The following is a 20,443-nucleotide window of genomic DNA, read 5'->3' as shown; positions in this document are numbered from 1 at the left end:
TCTAACCGCATCACGCCGGAATGGAGTAAGTCGATGGAAACCAGCACACAACAAGATCTTGTTTACGCATTGAGGCGACGGGGAGTCGCTGAAAGCATGATTCCCGGACTCCTCAAGGAAGCCAATGAAAAGAGACTGAGCCTGGGCGATCAGTTCAGTGTGTCTGACTTCGTGGGGGGCTTTCCCCGCGGCACCGGCCTGTCCAAGAGCACGAAGATTGGACGTATCGCCGCAGTTTTCATTCTGGTCGGCATCGCCGCGCAGCTGTTTCTCAGCGGGGTGCTAGAGGTGCACTTTGGGTTTCCCGGCGTCCTCTACTACTACGGTGCGGTACTCGTGGGATTGAGCGTCCTCGTGTTCTCCGCATACCGCGTTGACCGCAAATTGCCTCGGCCCTAGCTCCAGGCAAGTCTGACGCCACGGGCTCTCATTCGGTGCCGTATTCTTCTTCAAGCTCCGCGAGGACCTCGGCTGCTGTCCGGCTTCCGCCCTCCGCAAGGCGTCGAAGTTCCTCCACATCGCCGCGCTCTGAGGCAAGCTCAATGAGGAGGTCCACGGCGTCGGTACTCCCCCGCGCGGCAAAACGACGCAGCTCCTCAAGGTCGCCTCGCTCAGCGGCCAGTTCCACAAGCTGGTCAACGGCGTCCTGGCTGCCCTGGTCTGCCTGCGCCCGAAGCTCGGTCAAATCATCGTCGGTCATGGTCTGAAGATTTCACATTTACCTGCCGTCCGGAAGGCCGCGATGCGATATGCGGGCTGGTGACTTGGACATTGTTATCTAGGCATTTTCACGACGTCCGAACCGTGGTTGCGGTAGAGGAGCAAGGCTGCAAGGGGCTGCCGGCCCTGTTCGGGCCGACAGCCAGAGCCTTGCTTAGAGGGTGGTCAGCAGTTGCTGCATCTCCTTGATTTCAGCTTCCTGCGCGGTCACGATGTCTTTGGCCAGTTGCACCGCATCGGCATTTTGACCGCTGCTGGTTTCAGTTTGGGCCATCACCACCGCACCCTTGTGATGGGCGATCATCTGGGTTAGGAACAGCTTCGCGGCGTCGACGCCTTGGGCTGCTTCGAGTTTCGCCATGTCATCGGCGCCCATCATGCCTTCCATGCTGTGGCCGCCGGGCATCTGCGTCGACTGGTTCCAGCCGGACAACCAGGAAGTCATTTTCTCGATCTCCGGTCCCTGAGCGTCCTTAATGCGGGTGGCGAGGGCGCTGACTCCATTGGGGATGCTTTGCTTGGCCAGGATCATGTCGCTCATTTCCACGGCCTGCGCATGGTGGGGAATCATCATCTGGGCAAACATCACGTCCGCTGCGTTGTGGTCTCCCGCAGCTTGCGATGACGTTGACGCAGCGGGGCTTGAGGAGCCCATGGAGCCGTGATCCATCCCCGGCATGGAGGTCCCGGTCGAACCCGGAGTGCCGGTACTGCAACCGGCAAGGGCCAAGGCCGCCGCGAGGGCAACTGCGGACAGGGGCAAGAGTTTTTGGGTGTTCATGAGTGGTCCTTCACAAGGAGGGGTGGGCGTCGATGCGCCCATCTAGAAAGGTTGTGGTGATGCCCAGCAGAAGCCGCTGGGCAGTGGCACTGCCTGGGGGCAGCAGAAGAGAGCCGCTGCCCAAGTATTCGGGCAGCCCGGTCATCCGGGTGCGCGCTGATCTCGGCGGGGCGCTGATTTTGGCGCGGCGCTGATCTCGGCGCGGGCGACCGATTATGTTCTGCTGATCGACAATTCACCCGGTGAAGGACTTCCGGGCTGGTAAGACCACAGTGTGCCGGAAGGATGGGCCTGGATCTGGAAGGTGGACGGCGCTGTGGTTGTGCTGTCCCGAACCGGCGCAGCCAGACCGCCGGGCCCGACTGAAGGGATGCAGGAACCGCCCGCCACATGCGCAGATGAGCAGTTCCCGGAGCAGGAACACAGCGCCAGCGGCGCCATTCCGGTGTCTCCGCTTACAGACTGCGACGCGCCCGCATGGCCGGTGTGCTTTGCGGCATCGCCAGGGGCTGGGACGGCCGTAGCGGCTGTGTCCGGCGCAGTGGTGATGACGGCGGTGTGCAGGGAGTGGGGGCCGACCATGACGTGCATGCCCAACAGTCCGGCGATCAATGCCAGGACCGCGGCCAGAAGGCCTGCGCTGAGGAAGAACCTGGTTATGGTCGGGCGTGGTTCCACAACAGTCCTTCCTTGCGCGTGCCGGGTCAACCATGATGACGGGTCAACGATGTGCCGGGTCAACGATGTGCCGGGTCAACGATGGTTGGTTTCAGCCTACCGGCCCCTGGCAAGCCAACCTGCGCAAGGTGTGATCGGCGTCGGCTTCTTGGATGGACTCGTTTGCATCTCCGAAACAGGCTACGCCGATGCCCTTGAGCAGGTGAAGCATTGAAGGCATCCTTGGAGGAAGGACCCGTTGGAGGCTGCGATGGACCCATCAGACACAGGCGCACAGCCGGTGACACCGGCCGGGTTGCTGGCGTCACTGACTTATATCGACAACGTCGGATTTCATGGGATCGCAACCACCCTCACGGGCCCGGACCCAAAGATCGACCGGAACTGGGCCGCGTTGATCCGCAACGCACACATCGCCGTCGCAGCGATCACTTGGCCGCCGGATCTGCAGGCCGCTGCCAGCCGGTTCACCCATGCGGCAGACGAGCTGATCGCTGTCCTTGAAAGGCGTGACACGGCCTCCGTTGGCGAGCCTGCCAAGGAACTCCACATCGCCTACCACGCATTGAGCGACGCCGGCTGGAGCCATCTTGCCGCGGCTGCGGGAATGACGACCGAAGGCGCCCACGACCACCACGGACACGGGCACTCCCACTAGAGACTGCGTCTGCGGCCGCTAGCTCCCTGCGGCCAAAACCACTTTGATCTGATCGCGGATCTCATCTCCGACCTGCTCGTCGGTGAGACCGCTGTTGGCGGAGGAGCTCATGCTGACGAACATGATCGCCGAGATGACCCGGGCAATTTTCGCTGGGTCCCGGGCCGTCAATTGCTCATCCCGCCCCAAGACCTCTGCGATGGCAGCTTCCGTGCGAATAGTCAGGGCAAGTGCCTCCGCGTGATGCGGTTCGCTGGGATCGCCGAAGACGATCTCTTTCAGGTACGTCCGGCCGTTCTCGATCTGGACCCGGTTGCATTTGATGATGGGTCGGATGATCGCCATGATCCCGTCAAGGACAGCTTCTTCCTGTTCCGCGGCGGCGACGCCCGAGTTGAGTGCCTCAGCGTATTTGACGTTGTGGACCAGGAGAAGCAGCTCCGCCTTCGTCTTGGCGTACAAGAACAAGGTTCCCGATCCGACGTCGGCCTTTTCAGCCACTTGCTGGGTGGTGACCTCGTCTACGCCGTACTGGGTGAAGAGCTCGCGGGCCGCAGAAGTGATGCGGTCAAGTTTCTCCTGCTTATTCCGCTCGCGTCGGCCAAGGGTCTGGGGCACAGCCTGCATTCAAATACCGTATCAGCGGTTGCTGGATCATCGGCCCAGGAATTCGAGGGCGACGGGCACGAACTCCTGGTGGTACTGGAAGATGCCGCCATGCCCTGAATCCGGGTAGATGACCAGTTCACTGCCCGGAATCCGGAGGTGCATATCGTCGGAGAGCCGGGACGGAACCATGCGGTCGTTGTCGCCGTTGGCGATGAGTGTCGGCTGGGTGATCGCGCCCAGGTTGGCCGGTTCCGTACGGCCCCACTTCTTGATGGCCTTCAGCTGCGTCTGGAAGGCTTTGGTCTTGATGGGTCCGTCCCGGTTGGCGGTGCGCTCGTTGAGTCGCTGGATAAATGCCCTCGCGGCGGGCTTGCCTGCAGCATTGCGGTTGAAGAACAGGAATTCCTTGGGGTCCTGCCGGGTCAGTGTTGCTCGCAGGACGTCGTAGTAGGTTACGCGGGCCACCTTGTCGATGTCCTTCCCACCTGCAGGACCAGTGCCGGCAAGAACGAGCTTGCGCACCAGCTCCGGGTATTTGAGGACCAAAGCCTGGGCAATCATGCCCCCGAGCGAGAATCCAAAGAGGTCGACTTTCTGATGCCCGAGCGCCTTGATGAAGGTCGCGGCGTCTTCCGCCATCTCCTCTATGGTGCCCGGAACGTTGCCGGTTGTGGCACCGACACCGCGGTTGCTGAAGGTGATCACGTGGTGCTTCCGGGCGATGGGGTCGATGATGCGGGGATCCCAGTTGTCCATTGTCGCGGCGAGGTGGACCAGGAAGACGACGGGGACTCCACCCTTCGGGCCCAGCTCACGATAACTGTAGGTGACGCCGCCTGCGGTAACTGTGCTGACCGGTGCGTCCTTGTAGGCGGTGATGACATTGCTCATGATGTTTGTTCCTGACTAGTGGATTTACTTAGTGGCTGACGACTGTTTTGCCACGGACGCCGCCCTTGTCCAGCTCCGCAAGGACCTCCGGCGTCTGGTCGAACGGAACTACACGGCCCACCACGGGGCGGATTTCCCCGGCGTCGATGAGCGCGGCAATCTCGCGCAGCTGGCTGCCGTTGGCGCGCATGAAGAGGAACTCATAGGTGACGCCGAGACGACGGGCCTTACGCCGGATGCCGGCACTAGTGAGCGCGACAGCGCCCTTCATCACGGCGTTTGCTCCGAGCTCCTGGGCAAAGCCGGGATCCGGCGGGCCCGAGATGCCGATGGCCTTACCGCCGCGTTTGAGGACCTTCAGCGACCGCTCCAGATTCTCGCCGCCGAGGCTATCCAGAACGAGATCGTAGCCATGGAGAATTTCCGCGAAGTCCTCCGTCCGGTAATCAATCACGACGTCGGCCCCGAGCTCGCGGACAAAGTCCGCGTTTGCGGCGCTGACCGTTGTAGCAACGGTGGCCCCAAGGTACTTGGCCAGCTGGATCGCGATGGAGCCCACTCCCCCGGCTCCCGCATGGATCAGGACCTTCTGGCCCGGACCAACTTTCCCGCGTTCAACGAGCGCCTGCCAGGCGGTCAAGGCCACCAGTGGAAGGGATCCCGCCTCGTCCATACTGATCGACGCCGGTTTGATGGCAAGGTCCGTCTCGGCCACAGCGATCCGTTCGGCAAAGGTGCCGATGCGATCCTTGTCCGGGCGGGCGAACACCTCATCGCCCGGCTTGAAGGACCGGACTTTCGCACCAACACTGACCACCACGCCGGCGAGGTCATTGCCTAGGATCAGGGGCAGCCTGTACGGGAGAACTTGCTTGAACTCCCCCTGGCGGATCTTCTCGTCCAACTGGTTCAGACCGGCTGCCTTCACCTGGACCAGCACGTCATGCTCCCCAACCAACGGCTCCGGAACGTCAACTTCCTGCAGGGGTTCTTTGTACTTTTTGAGGACGAAGGCTCTCATGGGGGGTGCTCCTGAATAACTGAGTTGACTCAATTCTGAGCTTACTCAGTTCTTAAGTCAAGAGAAGGCCGAGACCCCTAAACAGCCCAGCAAAAGGCACGAAAAAAGGAGACACGTTGTGTCTCCTCACTTTCAATCTATACGGCACTGGGGGGCTTGCCGCAAGGCCCAGGGGTTGCTGCAAAATTGAGAGCCGACGCCGGGAGTACGCGCTGTTTCAGACGCGCGGTTCCGGCGTCATCAGCCCAGAAAGGAGCTGACAACGTGCCCCTCACAACCAGCGCGTTCAACCTTCCCGAGCACCTCGCACCCAAAGCAGATCCAGCCCTGATCGCTGCCGATGAGCAGCATTTCGCAGCCATCGCTGAAAGCCTTGAGCAGACCATCTCCGAGCTATCCGATCAGCTCGATGCCATACGCAAAGCCCCAAGCCGCTTCGGCCAGGAGGCCGTGGAGAAGGACGTTGAAACCCGTCGGCTGACCGGTCGGCTGCGTGCACTGCGTCGTTTCGGCCTGGACCTTTGCCTTGGCCGGATCGTCAGCAAGGACAACGCGGAGCCCCTTTACATTGGACGACTCGGCCTCACGGACAGTGACGGCCGCAGGCTGCTGATCGATTGGCGTTCGCCCGCCGCCGAGCCTTTCTTCGGAGCCACCCACGCCAACCCGATGGGTCTGGCGGCCCGCCGTCGTTATCGCTGGACCCGTGGCCGGGTTACCGACTACTGGGACGAGGCGTTCACGGAAGACCCGGCCTCGGCGGAACTGCCCGGCAGCACCGCTGCGCTTGAGGACCTTTCAGCCTTCATCGCCAGCCTGGGCAGCAGCCGCTCGGCACGGATGCGGGACGTGCTCGGCACTATCCAGGCAGACCAGGACGCCATCATCCGCGCGTCTTCCCGGGGTGCTTTGGTGGTCGACGGCGGCCCCGGTACAGGGAAGACTGTGGTCGCCTTGCACCGCGCCGCGTATCTCCTCTACTCGGACCCCAGGCTCGGTCACCGCAGGGGCGGCGTCCTGTTCGTCGGCCCCCACCGGCCCTTCCTGGCGTACGTTGCCGATGTCCTTCCCAGCCTTGGTGAAGAGGGCGTGCAGACCTGCACCCTGCGCGACCTCGTGCCTGAGGGAGCCGACGCTGCCCTTGAAGCCGACGACGAAGTTGCCCGTCTGAAATCTTCTGCGGACCTGGTGAAGGCGATTGAGCCAGCCGTGAGGTTCTACGAGTCACCGCCGAAGGAGGGTCTGGAAGTCGAGACGCCCTGGGCCGACGTCTGGCTCAGCGCAGACGACTGGGCCGAGGCCTTCGACGTGCCAACACCAGGCACTCCCCACAATGAGGCCCGCGAGGAAGTCTGGGAGGAACTGCTCACCATTTTGGTGGACAAGTTCGATACGGACGAGGTTCCGGAGGACTTGCTTCGGCAGTCATTCGCCCGGAATCCGGATCTGGTGGAAGCGTTCAGCCGGGCGTGGCCGCTGCTTCATTACACGGATCTCGTGGCCGACCTGTGGCGGGTGCCTGCGTACCTGCGTCTGTGCGCCCCTTGGCTCAGTACTGAGGACGCGGGAAGGCTTCAGCGGGCCGATCCGAACGCCTGGACTGTGTCGGACTTGCCCCTCTTGGACGCAGCCCGGCAACGGCTGGGCGATCCTGAAGCATCCAAACGAAGGCGTCGACAGAAGGCCGAGGCCGCCGCCGAACGTGAACTCATGGATCGCGTTGTGGAAGACCTCGTAGCCGCTGACGATTCCGAAATGCTGGTCATGTCCATGCTGCGCGGCGAGGACATGCAGGAGAAGCTCATGGACGAGTCAGTATTGATCGTGGACCCGGACCAGCTCGCCGGCCCGTTCGCCCATGTGGTGGTGGACGAGGCCCAGGAACTGACCGACGCCCAGTGGCAGATGCTCCTGCAACGCTGCCCGTCCCGGAGCTTCACCATCGTCGGTGACCGCGCGCAGGCCAGGCACGGATTCACTGAGTCCTGGCAGGAACGCCTGGAGCGGATAGGACTGGGCAACGTGAACCTGACCCATCTCAGCATCAACTACCGCACGCCCGAGGAAGTCATGGCCGAGGCTGAACCTGTCATCAAGGCCGCCCTCCCCGACGCCAACGTCCCCACGTCCATCCGGAGCAGCGAGCTCCCGGTCGTCCACGGATCCGCTGCGGACCTGGACTCGATCCTCACCACGTGGCTTGACGCGCACGCCGATGGAATCGCTTGCGTCATCAGCAAGAACGACGTCGGATGCGGCTCGCTCGCAGCGTCGCCGCGCCTGCGTTGGCTGGCGCCGGAACTAGTGAAGGGACTGGAGTTCGACCTCGTGGTCCTGATCGATCCAGAGGATTTCGGCACAGGCATCGAAGGAGCCGTAGACCGCTACGTCGCGATGACCAGGGCCACCCAGCAGCTGATCATTCTCACCACTGCCGGGTCGGCCCTGACCAATCATTGAGGAACGCGCCAATCGCTGAGGAACGCGAGCTACATTCCAGGGATTTCCTGCGCCTCGTGGACTTCGATCTCACAGCCACCGGGCATGTTCAGGTGCGGGTGGACTTTGGCGAGCTCGACTGCGGCGTCGAGGTTGTCGGCTTCGAGGATGCTGTAGCCGGCCACTTCACGCTTGCTGGGCGACGTGCTGCCGTCGGAGGCCACGCGGACTCCGTTGGCCAGCGGCGTGCCGAAGTCCACCAGGCGATCGCCCACCTTGGCACCCCACGCATTCCACTCCCCCATGACGGCTGCCATGTCATCCGGTGACGGCGGGGCTGCCTCTGCGGGGGTCATCGGTGCGTGGTAGATGAAAACATACTTAGACATGATGGTCCTTCTTTCCTGCTGTTTGTTTTGGGGTTAAGGAGGTTTACAGGGTGACTGTGCGGCCGGTGAAGGCTACGAGCCGTTCCAGGCTGCTGGCTGTCTCCGCCGTCGGCTGCTCTGGCGCGAAGCTGCCGCCGGAGCGGACCTGCTCGGAGATGGTCTGCCGGGCAAGTTCCGTCACGTAATCGCTGACGACGTCGGACACCTCCACTTGCTGTCCCGTCGCCTTGGCAAAGTCCCAGGCGTGGACGAGCAGTTCGAGGTTCAGGATCCCGGCGACCGTGGTTGCCGGCAATTCGGCGAATTTCATGTCGACGGTTCCCTCAAGACCGCGCTTGCTGAAGGCTTCCAGCGCGGGCTGGGCCAATTCAGCGATCCGCACCTCGGGCGACGCGTCCGCGCGGTCCACGGGTGCTGCACCGAGCGCACGGCCGATGCCCTTCAGCGATCCGGCCAAGTGGTCCAGCAACTCGCTGACGTTGAACTCCTCGCAGGGCGTGGCTTTCGCTGTGTCCCCGGGAGTGACGTTGCGAAGCACGCTAAGAAGGATCGCCAGGGACGCATCAGCTGAGCTCAGCTGGTTGATGGGATCAGGTGCCCATGCCCAGTCGTCGCGGCCAGCGCCGTCCTTCGATGAAGCCTCAGCCAGCAGACGATCCAGGTAGTGGTTCCAGCCCATCGCATGGGATGTCTCCTGCTCCTCGGTGAGCCCTTCATGCAGCAACCGCAGGGACGTTCCGTCGGCATCCGGCTCCAAGGTGATGCTGATGGTCGAGGCACCCGGAGGCAGATCGCCCCCGTCTTCCCAGCCCCACGTGAAGACGACGCGCTTGCCCGGTTCGATTTCCTGGAACGTTCCGGCGGCATGGTGGCCGGGGGTAACGGTCCAGCGGAAATCCCCACCGATCCTGAGGTCCACGCGGGCTGCGACCGTTTGCCAGCGCCGCAGTCGCTCGGGCTGGGTGATGAGGGCGAAGGCCTCGTCGGCTGTGACCGGCAGGTGGATGGTTTTGTCGAAACTCATGTGCGTCCTCGCCTTTGGAAGTTATTAGTGGTCTGGGTGTTGCTGATGCTGGTGCCCCCGCCGTTGGGCAAGAGCGGCAGCATCGGAAGCCAGCAGGTCCAGTTCGTTGGTCCAGAACTGGGAAACAAGATCACGGAGCCGGCCCATCCCCTGGGGATCGAGCCTGTAGTACCGGTTTCTCCCTTCCTTGCGGGCCATCACCAGGCCCGCTTTCTCCAACAACAACAGGTGCTGTGAAACCGCGGACCGGCTGACCTCGAAATGAGCCGCCAAATCACTGACCGCCTTCTCGCTGCCTGCCAGGAGATGAAGCAGCCGACGCCGATTGGGCTCGGCAGCTATCTCCAGGGCATCCAACACAAATAATACGTTAGTGGTCACTAACGTATTAAGCAAGGTATGTGGCTAGTGCCTTCCCCGGGGCAGCTCCCGCTTGCGGGAGCTGCGATGCCGCGGCCCCCTCCCACGCCGTCCTCGTTGCAACAAGGCAGAGAGTGGCAACGCCAAACGGGAAACGACCACTGCGGCGAGAGCCACCAGGGTCACAAGAATGGCAACGGTGACCAGCAGCAGCCACAATTCGGGCGCTGGCGAGCCACTGGGTATTTCCGGGGTATTTTCGAGTCCAAGCATCTACTTCTCCTGCAATCCGGGGCGTAACTATTGCAGTGGTGAGTACGAGTGAATGCCGGAACGTGTCGCGGAAGGCCCGATTCTTTGGGTCAGTTGTTTTATCGCGTGCCCGCGGTGGGCTTCCGCCACATCACGGCGAGCACCAACACCAGCACGTTCAGGCCCAGCATCACCAGGACCATGAGTCCCCAGTTTGCTTGATTCACACCCGAGCCATACAGCACACCGATCAGCACGGTTGCAGTGATCGCGCCAAGGTAGCGGCAGGTCTGGAAGATTCCGGCAGCTACCCCCCGTTCTTCCGGGCGGGCAGAAACGTAGAGCCCTTGGTTCGAGGCCGTGCTCACCAACCCATAGGGAATGCCCATCATTGCGGTCAGCACGAACACCAAAGGCGCCCACAGCGACAACGTGAGCGCGCCAAGTCCCACCGCGGCAACAGTCAGAATCAGCACACCTGTGATCAGGACGAAACGCACGCCGAACCGCTCCATCAGCCGCACCGTCAGTGGCGTCACCACAACCGACAACGCCGCAAGGGGCAGCATGAGCAGGCCTACTACACCGGCGTCGTAATGACCTGCTTCCTGAAGCAATTGCGGCAGTCCGAAGAAGGCAAAGTAGTAGACGCCGCTGAAAACCACGAACAGCAAATACACCAGCAACAGCGGCCGGTTCCTGCCCAGCAGGCGGAGGTCAAGGAACGGCGGGCGGAAGCGCAGCTCGCGCCAGGCGAAAAGCGCGCCGATCACAGTCGCAGCGGCCAAGAGCCACCAGCGGTAAGCCGGCATCACGTTCAGTAACGCCATCATCGCGAGCATGAGTGACGTGACGAATGCGAGGATGCCGGGGATGTCGGAGTCGCGGATCAGAGCCGACAGCCTGCCCGTTTCCCGTCCAGAGTCGGCCGGCGCAGCCTTGTGCACCACAATCAGCGCAAGCAGCGCAATCGGCACATTGATAGCGAACAGAGCCTGCCAGCCGACCAGGCTAACCAGCAATCCGCCCACCACCGGACCCACGGCAGCAGCCGACGTGTTTGCCATCTGGATCCTGCCCAGCGGCCGGGTGGACGGTAAGTTAGCCAGCTTGCTCAGTTCGGTGACCATCACGACGGCCGAGGGATACGCCGTCGCGGTCCCCACCGCCATCAGCGCGCGGGCCACACACACCAAAGCGAAGCTGGGAAGGAACGGCGCGATGGCGCAGGTGACGGCGACCAGAGCCATGCCGAAAGTGAACAAGCGTCTGGGGCCGAAGCGGTCAGCGAGCCTGCCCATGAGCGGCTGGCCGGCCGCGGACGCGAGGTAGAACGACGTGATCACCCAGGTAACGGTGGCGACGTCGAGCGCGAAATCCTGCCGCAGCACTACCAGCGCGACCGCGATCATCGACGAGTTCAGCGGGTTCAGCGCCGTCCCAAGGCTCAGCGCAGCAATGGCGAGGCCGGGCCGGGGTCTATTCGTCGTCACCCACCCAAGTCTGCTCCATAGTTGCTTCGGGTTACGAAACACGTTCGCGGGGCGGACAGAGAAGACCGTCTGAGGGCAACCAGTATGGCGGCTGCACTCACGTCAATGCAGGCTCTGGTGCCATGGAACCGTCGGGAGTAGCGTTCTTTCCAAGAAAATCTGCGTCTGACTGGGCTCGAGACAAATTGGCGACGCGGAGGAGCGGAGCAATCATGAAGCACGGGACACGCGCCGCCAAGGAAACTGCGATCTCCACAGCCGGAATCGCCGTTGCGATTCTGGTCACCATCCTGCTTTCATCCTGTGCACCAGCAGCCACACCGGACCAAAAACATGCATTGGTCGGAACATGGGCTTCCACAGTCACGAAGGAAGATGCCCTACGGGTGGTTCCCGATTTCAAGCAGGAATTCTTGTGTGACAACACTGGGACGTTCAGCTGGGAATTCAAGGAAGATGGCAAATTCGCGATTGATCAGAAGCCTCTGCCAGACTGCCCGGCACCCGCGAATGCGCATGTTGAAGACACGTGGTCCACTGATGGCAATCGAATGACAATTGCGAAGGGTCAGCCGGCCCAAGAGGTGTATGAGTGGGCCGTCGAAGGCAAGATGCTTGTGTTGAAACACGTTTCCGGAGACTGCGTCCCGTGCAAGGCGGTCAATACAGCCAATCCGCGGACGCGGGTGAGGTGAAACACCACCCCCAAACTCGTCGTCCCCCTACTCCTCGAAGTGCGTCGTAATCTTCCCCGAGGACACGGCAGCGATGATCGATTGGGCCAAATGCCGCAGCTTGATGTTCCGGTTGCTGGAGGCAGTCCGCAGGATGGTGAAGGCTTCTTCCTGGCTGCAGTGGTTCTGCGCCATGATTGCACCCACCGCGAGGTCGATCACCGTACGAGATTGCATCGCAGCGGCGAGATCATTCCGTGCATCGCTGAGTTGCGCTATCTTCAATGCGAGCCGCAGAGACTTCGAAGCGTGCGAAGCGAATACTTCGGCGCGTTCCACATCATCGTCACTGAATGCATTGGTCCGCTCTGAATAGAGGTTCAGGGCAGCGCGGGTGTCCCCCTCGACCAGCAGCGGCACGCTCAAGATGGACCGAAGCCCCTGATGGGAGGCGGCCTGAACATACTCCGGCCAACGGTGTTCGCGAAGAAGATCCGGGACCAAAACGGAGGTCAGCTTGTCCATGGCCGTAAGACAAGGGCCTTCGAAGGTGTTTTGGAGTTCGTCCATGACGCGGGCACGGTCATCACTGCTTGCGGCCGTGGCCGACTTCTTGCGACGGAGGACTGTGATGCCGCAATAAACAGGAGACTTGCGGTGAGAGAGGCTCTCTGCCGAGAAAGAAGCGAGATCGCCGAGAAAAGCCTCGACGTCTTCGCTGCCCAGGACCAGATCCAGAAAATATCCGTTCTGGAGAGCTTCCTGCTCGGGGCGGGGGTTGACCATGTGGCACGTTCCTACTGACTGAAAAGCGTCCCCAGCAGACAGCAAAGGAGCGAATATTGCCGCCCTCTGCAAAACGGTCTGAAGACACCATATCGCCCAACGTTCAACGGTACAAAGTGCGGCACGACATGCGCTGACCTGCACATACATGAATCAAACCGGGGCCCACTTTGTCAATCCGGGCAGGGTGTCACATCGAACAGAAAGTAAGTAGGCTTACTTTATTATTCGAGTCCGGCCACCGGACCCATTCGTGAAAAGGAGAACCTCTGATGGGCGTTGAAGACAGCATCCGTAAAGCCGCCGAAAACGCGATGGAAGACCTGGCCGGCACGTCCGATCCCGTTGACAAAGGGCAGGTTCCGGAGCCAAACGAGAAGGACGACGACATCCATGTCCACTCCTCCATCAGCGAAGGTTCCAACGCGATGGACTCGGACACGCCTGAAGAGCAGGCGCAGGGAACGTCGGGCCGCTCGTTCGCTGTGGCTGGCGACGGCGAGGCCCACGAGGAACCCTCGGCCCGCACTGCCGGAGTAACAGACGGCGACATGAACCAGGACCGGGAAGGCGACCGCGACGTACCCGCCGCATCCGGCGACGTCCCCGGACCCGCAGGCCTGCCCGATGGAACCCCGGACGAACTCCGGGCAGACCCCTCCGAGGGTGACCAGGACCCATCGACGAGCATAGGCCGGGGCTGAGACGAAAGCACCACGCCCGGGACGTCAACGACCAATCGCCGTGTGGGCACCTACTCCCGCCTGGCCGACTTGCCCGCCAAAAGGTCGTCGGCACGTCTGGCTATAAGGTCAGGCAAGTGTTGGATTGCTTGCGGTGCAGGAACCCCGGCCTGCGCCAGAGCCTTCACGGTTTCCTCGATGGCTCCACGAGCAACGTCCATATCCAGACCCCAGGCTGCAGCTTCCCGCCGCAGGTGATCAAGCGTGATGTAGTTGAGCCGCGCCTGCCCCGCGATGGAGTGACCGGCGTTCGAGCTACGCGCGTACAGCAACAAGGTGGGCGCCGCGTCGTACACGGGCGCTAGAGTAACTTCACCTGATTCGCCAATGAGGATGGAATAGTTCTTTGAGTGCGCGTCGCCGTTGCCAATGAGGACGTTGAAGGTAACCACTTTCAGCAAATCAGTCATGAAAACCTCAGGACTTCTTGAGTGAAATGCCGCCACTTCGACAACCTTGGTCAAGCGCGAAGGCGCAGTGGTCGATTGGTCATACTTCGCCGCCGAGGAGAGGCCTAACAACTGGGTAAAGTCCTCCTGGTGAATTCGGACGCTTTCGGCCGTGCGGTCATACCGCTCAACAATCAATGCATCCCGACTTCCGAAATGCTGGATCCATGTTTTTGCTGATGCCAATCCAGCAGTACTGGCCAGCTCCAGCGCCCAGTGCTCTGCGGCAAGGAGATGTGGAATGGGGGAATCCAGGGGGTCCGGTTTTATGATGTGGGTTGAGGCCGCTCCATTGGCTGGCCAACACCACTTGTCACCTTTCCGAGTCAGCAGAATCTTGGACTGAACACCTCCCAGCGATGTTGAGATGGCAAAGTCGTCCGGTAGGTCCCAGGTGGGAAGGGACTCAACGGCGGCTACGACTTCCGCGTCCGACATTTCGAGCAGCTCGCCAACGCCCGAGGGATCCACCCCTTCCGGAAGTACTTGGACCGCTCCAGCGCAGTCGGCACCCACCTTCGCCAAGAGCGCCTTAATGTCAGTGGTGGAAGACTTTGCCATGGACGCAAGACGCGCCCGGACCTGACCTTCGGGCAGCAGTCCGTCGAAGAAGTTGTAGACCTCAGGCCCCACGATCGCTTCCCGCCGGAGTGGAAGGGACAGGGAGAGTAATGCCGCCCCCGCGCCGTACTCGGCGACAACCTCAGGAAGATACTCCAGTTTGGGCCGCATCGATGTGCCCGTCAGCCAGGCGATGTGTCGCCCATGGAGCCAAACCGCCAGACGCTTCCCTGCGTTCACCTCTTCACGTCCAGCCTGGCGAAGCGTGGAATTAAAGCAACGTCCCGCATTAGCGTCCGCACGGCGGCCATGGCCGTCTCCAAGGAGACGTTCTCGCCCTGCTCCAGGCGCACAATCGTGTGCCGACTGGCCTTGATGGCCGTGGCCAGCTCACCTTGGGTCAATCCGCGTTCTTGGCGGGCACCACGGACAGCCGCTCCAAAGGACTTGGCATCAATAGCTCGAAAGAAGGGCGTCTCCTCAGAATGTTGCATATATTCACCATATCAACCCTTTCAAGAATTGTTGATGATAATGAACATTTGCTGATGAGCGGCCTGTTGTTCAATATCTGGGACATAGTCGCGCCCCCAGGCCGCTGTCCAGAGGCAGGGCTTTGAAACCGAAAACAGACGTTAGGGCTACTTGCCCGGACGTGGGGCCGCGGTGGAACCCCGCACCACAAGCTCCTTTCCGAGCTCGATCCGCTGCGGCAACTCCTCGTCGCCTTCAAGATGCCGAAGCAGCGCCCGCATAGCCGTCTCAGCCATCTGCACCACGGGCTGCCCATGCCAAACGGCCGCCCGGGATTCAAAGAAGGTCGGGAAGCCGCGAGCTGTCCGCGTCAAGCGATGCGTGCGTCCGTGTCAGGGTCTTGCCGCGCGCCGAGCATTCCAGCGATCCTGCCTTCGAGCGTAGCAACGGTCGCCTCCGGAAGGACGATCAGGCCATCGAGTTCCTTGCGCGCACGCTTGTACGCCGTTTGACGTTCTGCCGGGGTAGCTGCGGAGTCTTCTGCAATACGCAGCAGCTTCCGCGCCGTTGCCAGTCTTTGACGTTCCGGGCCAGTGAAGTTGCTGTCCTTGATGCGCCTGGCTTCGCGTTCGGCCACATCGAAAGCGAGTTCGAAGCTGTGGACGGCGGCCCGATACTCAGCCAGCCGGGCCGGCGTCGTTATGTCCTGTGCCGCGGCTGGCCGCAGTCCGTCCGCTTCCTTTTTGGCTCGGAGGAATGCGACAGTCAGAGGTTCGCGGACGTCAGTCATCAGCGGATAGTCGATGAGCTTCCCAACGTCCAGCTCGTAGTCCAGCCATTTATGGTTCACGGCAGCGTGAGTTGCCATCAACGAGACAACCTCGGCCTGGTTGGCTTGCTCGTGCACCGCAAGCTGGTTCTTCAGCTTGTACAACTCCACATTGCGGCGATGGCGCTCTTCGCTGGCTTTGGACCATGACCTTGCCCACCCGCCGGCCATCCCGCCGATAGGGAAAATGAGCCACCAGTAACTGCCAAGGAAGTCGAAGAGGGGTTCCACAGATTCATCCTCCCACTTCCGAGCCAACCTCGTCCGTGCTCTCAGACAGAGTCACAGCTGCGCGAGCATGAGATATTCTTATGCTCAGGCCGTTTATTGATAAGTCAGCTTCATCACTCGGTAGGCTCCTTCTGACCACTTTTTCCTTTGGAAGGACACACATTGCCAATCACGAATGACCACAACGACGTGGCATCCGGCACTCGATCCGCTCAGCCCCTCAACGTCGTCGTTGCGGGATCCACCAGTGCCGCGGGTCAAGCCGTGGTCGGCTCGCTGGTTGCTGCTGGAGCCCGTGTGGCCGCCGTGGATCTTGACGCTGCCCGCCTTGAAGTACTCGCGGCCTCCCACGAAGGTGTGGTGCCGTACACCTGCAATCTTTCAGACCCGGAATCGGTAGAGGCGTTGGCAGGTTCCGTCAGGAGCGAGTTCGGATCGGTGGATGGTCTTATCCACCTTGTGGGCGGATGGCGTGGCGGCGAAGGAATCGTTGGCCAGAAGGACGAGGACTGGGACGTCCTGCACACCAGCATCATGACGACCCTCCGCAACACCTCACGCGCGTTCTACTCCGATTTGGAAGCATCGCCGCGTGGACGCCTGGCCATTGTTTCGGCTGTCGCTGCAGCAAAGCCCACAGCGTCGGGCGCCAGCTATGCCGCAATCAAGGCCGCCTCCGAAGCATGGGTTCTCGGTGTCGCAGACGGCTTCGAGGCAGCCCAGTCCGGCCACAAGACTGAACCCAAAGAACAAACATCCGCCGCGGTGGTGTTCGTGGTCAAGGCGCTCCTTGACGATGCAATGAAGGCAGCTGCTCCGCACCGCAAGTTTCCGGGCTACACCCACGTCAACGAGCTTGGCGACCACGTCTCTGCGCTCTTCGCGGCGCCGGCTTCCCACCTCAACGGCGCCCGTCAGCACCTGAGCTAAGTCCCGCCGTCGTACCCTGTCGCTAGCATGGCCGTATGGACCAGCGACTGCACTTCATCACGTTTGCCACCGCGGATCTCGACCGTGCCCGTTCGTTCTACAAGGACGGGCTCGGTTGGGATCCGCTCATGGACGTGCCTGGGGAGATTATCTTCTTCCAGGTTGGACCGGGGTTGGTGCTCGGGTTATTCGATGCGGAAAAGTTCGACCAGGACCTGGCCGGCAGCGCCCAACACGGCGGTGTCAGCGGCGTGACGCTTTCGCACAACGTCGACTCCGCAGCCGAAGTTTCCAGCACCATCGAGCAACTGGTATCTGCCGGCGCAACCCTGCTGAAGCCTGCCCAGTCCAGCGCTTTCGGGGGCATTTTCCACGGCCACGTCAAGGATCCGAACGGCATCATCTGGGAGATAGCGCACAACCCGGGCTGGAGAATTGACGAGGACGGCACGGTGGTTTTCGGATGAGCCCCTTCCCGCCGACCTTCGCTGACGACGTCATCAACCACGACGCCCGGGCCCAATTCGATGCGTTCCTTGATGAGCACCGGCGTGCACTTTACGCATCCTTGGATGGGCTGACGGAGGAACAAGCACGACGGCGGCTGGTGCCGTCGCGCACGACTCTTCTGGGCTTGGTGAAGCACGCGACCTTCGTGGAGAAAGTCTGGTTTGACGAAGCCATCACGTGCCGCTCGCGCACCGAAATAGGCATCCCCGCCACACCTGACGAGTCGTTCATTCTCCAGGACACCGACACGATCGCAAGCATCCAGCGTGCGTATCAGGAGGCCTGCAAAGAATCACGACGGCGGGCTGCGGCCTTGGCGCTCGACGACTTGGTGCGTGGCAACCGGCGCGGTCCACTCCCCCTCCGCTGGGCGTATCTGCACATGCTGCGCGAGCTTGCACAGCACTGCGGTCATGCGGACATCCTGCGGGAGCAAGTCACGAGCAGATAACCGCTATTTCCCGCGTTTCCTGGTTCCACATGGAACGGAGCTAAAAATGTCAGACCCTGGTGAGAGGGTTTATTCATGGGAAGCATTGGGGAAATCATGGCGCGACGGGCAGCGATGCCTGGCGTCGCGGTGCGCCCCCGGGGCCTTCCCCGAGGAAACCACACCGGTCCTGCCAGCGGCCATGCCGGCTGTGAAAGCCCGACGGCGGCGGCAGGCGGCGATTCGGAGAAGCTCCGGGCCATGGCGCTGCTTCGCGGCATTGAACCGAAATCCTTCGCCACCACCTCTGAGGTCGATCCTGAAATTAGGGTCGATCCTGAAGTCACCCCTGTTTCCCCAGGACTGGGCGGTTCCTTGGGACTTGGGAGTCCGCTAAGACATCAGGGTGCGCTGGGACTTGGGGATGCGCTCGGACTTGCGGATGCGCTGGCGGATAGCGTTGGGGCCTTGGAAAGTCTGCGTTCCGTCACCGTGGCCAGTGCCCCGGGGTTCGGTTTTGCCGAAGCCGCGGGGTTCGCCGGGCGGGTGGAGGAGATCGCCCGCACCGTGGAATACCTGCAGGTCATCGCGGCGCACGCCGTGGAACGGACCCGCACCCAAGCCCAGCAGGCACGGCCCTCCTCCGCGGCGGGCACTGGATGGCAGACAGGCTGGACCAACCCCGTACCCACAGACCCTGCGGTCCCGGCCCCGGCAACAGGACCAAACCCCGCCACCGCCACCGCTTCGGGGTCCGATACTGCTACTGGGTTCGCTACTACCGGGTTCAATACTGCCGCTGGGTCCGCTGTTGCTGCGGCGGACGCTGCTGCGGTGGCCGATGATGGCTACCGCAACGCCGCGGAATTCCTGCGGGCCCGTTTGCGGATCGGCATCAGCGAAGCCCGGCGCCGGCTCGCCCTCGCAGCCCAGGCACTCCCCCGGACCGGAATCGCCGGGCAACACATCCCGCCCCGCCGCGAAATCCTGGCCGAGGCGCTCGAATCCACACAAATACCCACCCGGTCTGCGAGCATCATCACCGCTGCCCTGGACAAAGTACGGCTCCTCACCGACGAAGAAACCCTCACCGGAATGGAACACGCCCTCACCCGCACCGCCGCCGAGTCCGACCCCGACTTCGTCCTGAAAATGGCCAAACGCTGGACCGACTTGATCGATCAGGACGGGCCAGAACCCAGCGAAGAATTCCTTCGCCAACTCCAAGGCACCTTCATCCGCAAACCCCGCCACGGACTGCACCACCTGGAAATCTTCGCCACCACCGAACAATTCGAAACACTCACCACCGCCATGAACACCGCCACCAACCCACGCCTCACCACCGGAAACAGCGACACCACCGGAACCAACGCAGCCGGGCACAGCGAGGCCGCCGGAACCAAGGCAGCCACGATCGAAGGCGACGAGAGCGTTCACGGGAGCGGCGGTGGGAAGGGTGACGGCGAAGCATCAGGATCCGCCCAGGGCAGTGACAGCGGGAACAAAGCCAGCGGGAACGAACCAGCCAGCCCGGACCTTGACCGCCGTTCCCGGGCACAGAAACTCCTCGACGGCCTCGTCGGCGCCTGCGGTGTGGCCCTGACCACCGGGAAACTGCCCGCCAACGGCGGACTCCGCCCCCAGGTCATGGTCACCATCAACCACCACGACCTCCTCCAGGAACTCAGGAACACAGCCAACACCCCCAACCGCGCAACCAACACGCCAACCCGTGCAACCAACACCCCGCCCCACCCAACCGGCACCCCCACGAATCAACCCGGCCCGCAACACCCCCGGCCCAGCTCCGGCTCCGCCACGTTCGCCGGCCCGATCCACCCCAACACCATCCGCAAAATCGCCTGCGACGCCGATATCCTCCCCGTCCTGCTCGGAACCGACTCCCGCGTCCTGGACATCGGCCGCACCAGCCGGATCTTCCCGCCCCACATCCGCAAAGCCATCACCGCCCGGGACCAAGGCTGCGCGTTCCCCGACTGCACCATGCCTGCCCCCTGGTGCGAAGCCCATCACATCACCTACTGGTCACACGGCGGCGCCACCTCCACCGAGAACGCCACCCTGCTCTGCAGCCACCACCACCACCTCATCCACAAAGAACAATGGACCATCACCACCACCACCGGCGTGCCCTGGTTCACCCCACCCCCACACATCGACCCCCACCAAACACCACGACGCAACCACCACCACACACCCCTCAGAACATAAGAGAGCCTCAAAGAAGTAGAGGTCGTGTGCTCCTGAACTTTGTTGAGCTCAAGTTCATGACAATCGAATAGGCAGCATTCAATATCTTTACGCAACAACAACAGTCCACTAACTGAAACTGGAGCGTAATTATTAGCTGTTGTTGCAGCCAAGAATTGAGGAAACTCGGACTTTCAAACCTCTACGAGGCCGTGATGGCGCGCACGTAGAAACCGATACCTAGTTTTGTTTCCGATCAAATTCAGAAACTATCGGACTTGAAACCAGCCTATCCGG

Annotated in this window: 24 protein-coding genes; 9 read left to right on the top strand and 15 right to left on the bottom strand. The window is 62.0% G+C overall.

Features of this window, described 5'->3' with window-relative positions:
* The first annotated feature begins 33 nt into the window (after positions 1–33).
* Positions 34–399, top strand: a complete 366-nt coding sequence (locus J2Y41_RS06285; protein WP_309927217.1) for a hypothetical protein — start codon at positions 34–36, stop codon at positions 397–399.
* 28 nt (positions 400–427) lie between these two features.
* On the opposite strand, the gene J2Y41_RS06280 is transcribed toward J2Y41_RS06285, so the two are convergent.
* The 3 genes from J2Y41_RS06280 to J2Y41_RS06270 form a co-directional block, all read right to left on the bottom strand.
* Positions 428–700, bottom strand: a complete 273-nt coding sequence (locus J2Y41_RS06280; RefSeq protein ID WP_309927216.1) for a hypothetical protein — start codon at positions 698–700, stop codon at positions 428–430.
* Positions 701–874: 174 nt separating this feature from the next.
* Positions 875–1,501: a DUF305 domain-containing protein gene (locus J2Y41_RS06275; RefSeq protein ID WP_309927214.1), complete on the bottom strand. Its 627-nt coding sequence runs from the start codon at positions 1,499–1,501 to the stop codon at positions 875–877.
* A 213-nt stretch (positions 1,502–1,714) separates the two neighbouring features.
* The gene (locus tag J2Y41_RS06270) at positions 1,715–2,179 is read right to left on the bottom strand and encodes a hypothetical protein (protein ID WP_309927212.1); all 465 of its coding nucleotides are present in this window, start codon (positions 2,177–2,179) and stop codon (positions 1,715–1,717) included.
* A 250-nt stretch (positions 2,180–2,429) separates the two neighbouring features.
* Between J2Y41_RS06270 and J2Y41_RS06265 the strand changes: the two genes are divergently transcribed.
* Positions 2,430–2,837 (top strand): hypothetical protein, encoded by a 408-nt coding sequence (locus tag J2Y41_RS06265; protein WP_309927210.1) that lies wholly within the window; start codon positions 2,430–2,432, stop codon positions 2,835–2,837.
* Between the two features lie 18 nt (positions 2,838–2,855).
* Here J2Y41_RS06265 and J2Y41_RS06260 read toward each other — a convergent pair whose 3' ends face one another.
* The 3 genes from J2Y41_RS06260 to J2Y41_RS06250 are packed head-to-tail and all read right to left on the bottom strand — an operon-like array spanning position 2,856 to position 5,358.
* A complete protein-coding gene (locus J2Y41_RS06260) occupies positions 2,856–3,464 on the bottom strand; it encodes a helix-turn-helix domain-containing protein (protein WP_309927208.1) in 609 nt (202 codons plus the stop codon).
* Between the two features lie 27 nt (positions 3,465–3,491).
* Positions 3,492–4,337 carry an alpha/beta hydrolase gene (locus J2Y41_RS06255; RefSeq protein WP_309927205.1) on the bottom strand — a complete coding sequence of 282 codons (846 nt, stop codon included), beginning with the start codon at positions 4,335–4,337 and terminating at the stop codon, positions 3,492–3,494.
* A gap of 28 nt (positions 4,338–4,365) precedes the next feature.
* Positions 4,366–5,358: an NADP-dependent oxidoreductase gene (locus tag J2Y41_RS06250; protein WP_309927202.1), complete on the bottom strand. Its 993-nt coding sequence runs from the start codon at positions 5,356–5,358 to the stop codon at positions 4,366–4,368.
* 264 nt (positions 5,359–5,622) lie between these two features.
* Between J2Y41_RS06250 and helR the strand changes: the two genes are divergently transcribed.
* Positions 5,623–7,818, top strand: a complete 2,196-nt coding sequence (helR, locus tag J2Y41_RS06245) for an RNA polymerase recycling motor ATPase HelR (protein ID WP_309927200.1) — start codon at positions 5,623–5,625, stop codon at positions 7,816–7,818.
* A gap of 29 nt (positions 7,819–7,847) precedes the next feature.
* Here the strand turns inward: helR and J2Y41_RS06240 are convergent, their stop codons facing one another.
* The 4 genes from J2Y41_RS06240 to J2Y41_RS06225 all read right to left on the bottom strand — a co-directional run bounded on the left by J2Y41_RS06240 (position 7,848) and on the right by J2Y41_RS06225 (position 11,315).
* Complete coding sequence (locus tag J2Y41_RS06240; protein WP_224166687.1) at positions 7,848–8,186, bottom strand: YciI family protein; 339 nt, start codon at positions 8,184–8,186, stop codon at positions 7,848–7,850.
* 43 nt (positions 8,187–8,229) lie between these two features.
* Entirely contained in the window at positions 8,230–9,210 is a 981-nt protein-coding gene (locus J2Y41_RS06235) for a TIGR03086 family metal-binding protein (RefSeq protein ID WP_309927198.1), read from the bottom strand.
* Positions 9,211–9,234: 24 nt separating this feature from the next.
* Entirely contained in the window at positions 9,235–9,591 is a 357-nt protein-coding gene (locus tag J2Y41_RS06230) for a metalloregulator ArsR/SmtB family transcription factor (RefSeq protein ID WP_309927196.1), read from the bottom strand.
* A 350-nt stretch (positions 9,592–9,941) separates the two neighbouring features.
* The gene (locus tag J2Y41_RS06225) at positions 9,942–11,315 is read right to left on the bottom strand and encodes an MFS transporter (protein WP_309927194.1); all 1,374 of its coding nucleotides are present in this window, start codon (positions 11,313–11,315) and stop codon (positions 9,942–9,944) included.
* A 212-nt stretch (positions 11,316–11,527) separates the two neighbouring features.
* Here J2Y41_RS06225 and J2Y41_RS06220 point away from each other — a divergent pair, with 212 nt between their 5' ends.
* Positions 11,528–12,010 carry a hypothetical protein gene (locus J2Y41_RS06220; RefSeq protein WP_309927192.1) on the top strand — a complete coding sequence of 161 codons (483 nt, stop codon included), beginning with the start codon at positions 11,528–11,530 and terminating at the stop codon, positions 12,008–12,010.
* Between the two features lie 27 nt (positions 12,011–12,037).
* On the opposite strand, the gene J2Y41_RS06215 is transcribed toward J2Y41_RS06220, so the two are convergent.
* The gene (locus tag J2Y41_RS06215) at positions 12,038–12,775 is read right to left on the bottom strand and encodes a GAF and ANTAR domain-containing protein (protein WP_224166683.1); all 738 of its coding nucleotides are present in this window, start codon (positions 12,773–12,775) and stop codon (positions 12,038–12,040) included.
* A gap of 272 nt (positions 12,776–13,047) precedes the next feature.
* On the opposite strand from J2Y41_RS06215, the gene J2Y41_RS06210 reads away from it, so the two are divergent.
* Positions 13,048–13,479, top strand: a complete 432-nt coding sequence (locus tag J2Y41_RS06210; protein ID WP_309927190.1) for a hypothetical protein — start codon at positions 13,048–13,050, stop codon at positions 13,477–13,479.
* Positions 13,480–13,529: 50 nt separating this feature from the next.
* Here J2Y41_RS06210 and J2Y41_RS06205 read toward each other — a convergent pair whose 3' ends face one another.
* From J2Y41_RS06205 to J2Y41_RS06190, 4 genes are all read right to left on the bottom strand, one after another.
* Entirely contained in the window at positions 13,530–14,768 is a 1,239-nt protein-coding gene (locus J2Y41_RS06205; RefSeq protein ID WP_309927189.1) for a HipA domain-containing protein, read from the bottom strand.
* A complete protein-coding gene (locus tag J2Y41_RS06200) occupies positions 14,765–15,022 on the bottom strand; it encodes a helix-turn-helix domain-containing protein (RefSeq protein WP_309927187.1) in 258 nt (85 codons plus the stop codon). Before J2Y41_RS06200 ends, J2Y41_RS06205 begins: the two co-directional genes overlap by 4 nt.
* Before the next feature lie 147 nt (positions 15,023–15,169).
* Positions 15,170–15,376, bottom strand: a complete 207-nt coding sequence (locus J2Y41_RS06195; protein ID WP_309927185.1) for a hypothetical protein — start codon at positions 15,374–15,376, stop codon at positions 15,170–15,172.
* Positions 15,373–16,062, bottom strand: a complete 690-nt coding sequence (locus J2Y41_RS06190) for a hypothetical protein (RefSeq protein WP_309927183.1) — start codon at positions 16,060–16,062, stop codon at positions 15,373–15,375. The genes J2Y41_RS06195 and J2Y41_RS06190 overlap by 4 nt, the downstream gene beginning before the upstream one ends.
* Positions 16,063–16,230: 168 nt before the next feature.
* On the opposite strand from J2Y41_RS06190, the gene J2Y41_RS06185 reads away from it, so the two are divergent.
* The 4 genes from J2Y41_RS06185 (at position 16,231) to J2Y41_RS06170 (ending at position 20,167) form a co-directional block, all read left to right on the top strand.
* On the top strand, positions 16,231–16,992 hold the full coding sequence (locus tag J2Y41_RS06185) for an SDR family oxidoreductase (protein WP_309927451.1): 762 nt from the start codon (positions 16,231–16,233) through the stop codon (positions 16,990–16,992).
* A 35-nt stretch (positions 16,993–17,027) separates the two neighbouring features.
* Entirely contained in the window at positions 17,028–17,459 is a 432-nt protein-coding gene (locus tag J2Y41_RS06180; protein ID WP_309927180.1) for a VOC family protein, read from the top strand.
* On the top strand, positions 17,456–17,953 hold the full coding sequence (locus tag J2Y41_RS06175; protein WP_309927178.1) for a DinB family protein: 498 nt from the start codon (positions 17,456–17,458) through the stop codon (positions 17,951–17,953). Before J2Y41_RS06180 ends, J2Y41_RS06175 begins: the two co-directional genes overlap by 4 nt.
* Positions 17,954–18,028: 75 nt before the next feature.
* Positions 18,029–20,167, top strand: a complete 2,139-nt coding sequence (locus J2Y41_RS06170; RefSeq protein WP_309927176.1) for a DUF222 domain-containing protein — start codon at positions 18,029–18,031, stop codon at positions 20,165–20,167.
* The last annotated feature ends 276 nt before the right edge of the window (positions 20,168–20,443 follow it).

It is taken from the genome of Arthrobacter sp. 1088, assembly GCF_031455315.1.
Lineage (GTDB): Bacteria > Actinomycetota > Actinomycetes > Actinomycetales > Micrococcaceae > Arthrobacter.
Note: the sequence above shows the minus strand (reverse complement) of the source record. Positions and strands in the feature narration are given on the sequence as shown.

Bases quoted from the DNA above. Each gene is read 5' to 3' on its own strand.
- J2Y41_RS06285 (WP_309927217.1), top strand. From the start codon at position 34: ATGGAAACCAGCACACAACAAGATCTTGTTTACGCATTGAGGCGACGG.
- J2Y41_RS06280 (WP_309927216.1), bottom strand. From the start codon at position 700: ATGACCGACGATGATTTGACCGAGCTTCGGGCGCAGGCAGACCAGGGC.
- J2Y41_RS06275 (WP_309927214.1), bottom strand. From the start codon at position 1,501: ATGAACACCCAAAAACTCTTGCCCCTGTCCGCAGTTGCCCTCGCGGCG.
- J2Y41_RS06265 (WP_309927210.1), top strand. From the start codon at position 2,430: ATGGACCCATCAGACACAGGCGCACAGCCGGTGACACCGGCCGGGTTG.
- J2Y41_RS06260 (WP_309927208.1), bottom strand. From the start codon at position 3,464: ATGCAGGCTGTGCCCCAGACCCTTGGCCGACGCGAGCGGAATAAGCAG.
- J2Y41_RS06255 (WP_309927205.1), bottom strand. From the start codon at position 4,337: ATGAGCAATGTCATCACCGCCTACAAGGACGCACCGGTCAGCACAGTT.
- J2Y41_RS06250 (WP_309927202.1), bottom strand. From the start codon at position 5,358: ATGAGAGCCTTCGTCCTCAAAAAGTACAAAGAACCCCTGCAGGAAGTT.
- J2Y41_RS06240 (WP_224166687.1), bottom strand. From the start codon at position 8,186: ATGTCTAAGTATGTTTTCATCTACCACGCACCGATGACCCCCGCAGAG.
- J2Y41_RS06235 (WP_309927198.1), bottom strand. From the start codon at position 9,210: ATGAGTTTCGACAAAACCATCCACCTGCCGGTCACAGCCGACGAGGCC.
- J2Y41_RS06220 (WP_309927192.1), top strand. From the start codon at position 11,528: ATGAAGCACGGGACACGCGCCGCCAAGGAAACTGCGATCTCCACAGCC.
- J2Y41_RS06215 (WP_224166683.1), bottom strand. From the start codon at position 12,775: ATGGTCAACCCCCGCCCCGAGCAGGAAGCTCTCCAGAACGGATATTTT.
- J2Y41_RS06210 (WP_309927190.1), top strand. From the start codon at position 13,048: ATGGGCGTTGAAGACAGCATCCGTAAAGCCGCCGAAAACGCGATGGAA.
- J2Y41_RS06200 (WP_309927187.1), bottom strand. From the start codon at position 15,022: ATGCAACATTCTGAGGAGACGCCCTTCTTTCGAGCTATTGATGCCAAG.
- J2Y41_RS06180 (WP_309927180.1), top strand. From the start codon at position 17,028: ATGGACCAGCGACTGCACTTCATCACGTTTGCCACCGCGGATCTCGAC.
- J2Y41_RS06175 (WP_309927178.1), top strand. From the start codon at position 17,456: ATGAGCCCCTTCCCGCCGACCTTCGCTGACGACGTCATCAACCACGAC.
- J2Y41_RS06170 (WP_309927176.1), top strand. From the start codon at position 18,029: ATGGGAAGCATTGGGGAAATCATGGCGCGACGGGCAGCGATGCCTGGC.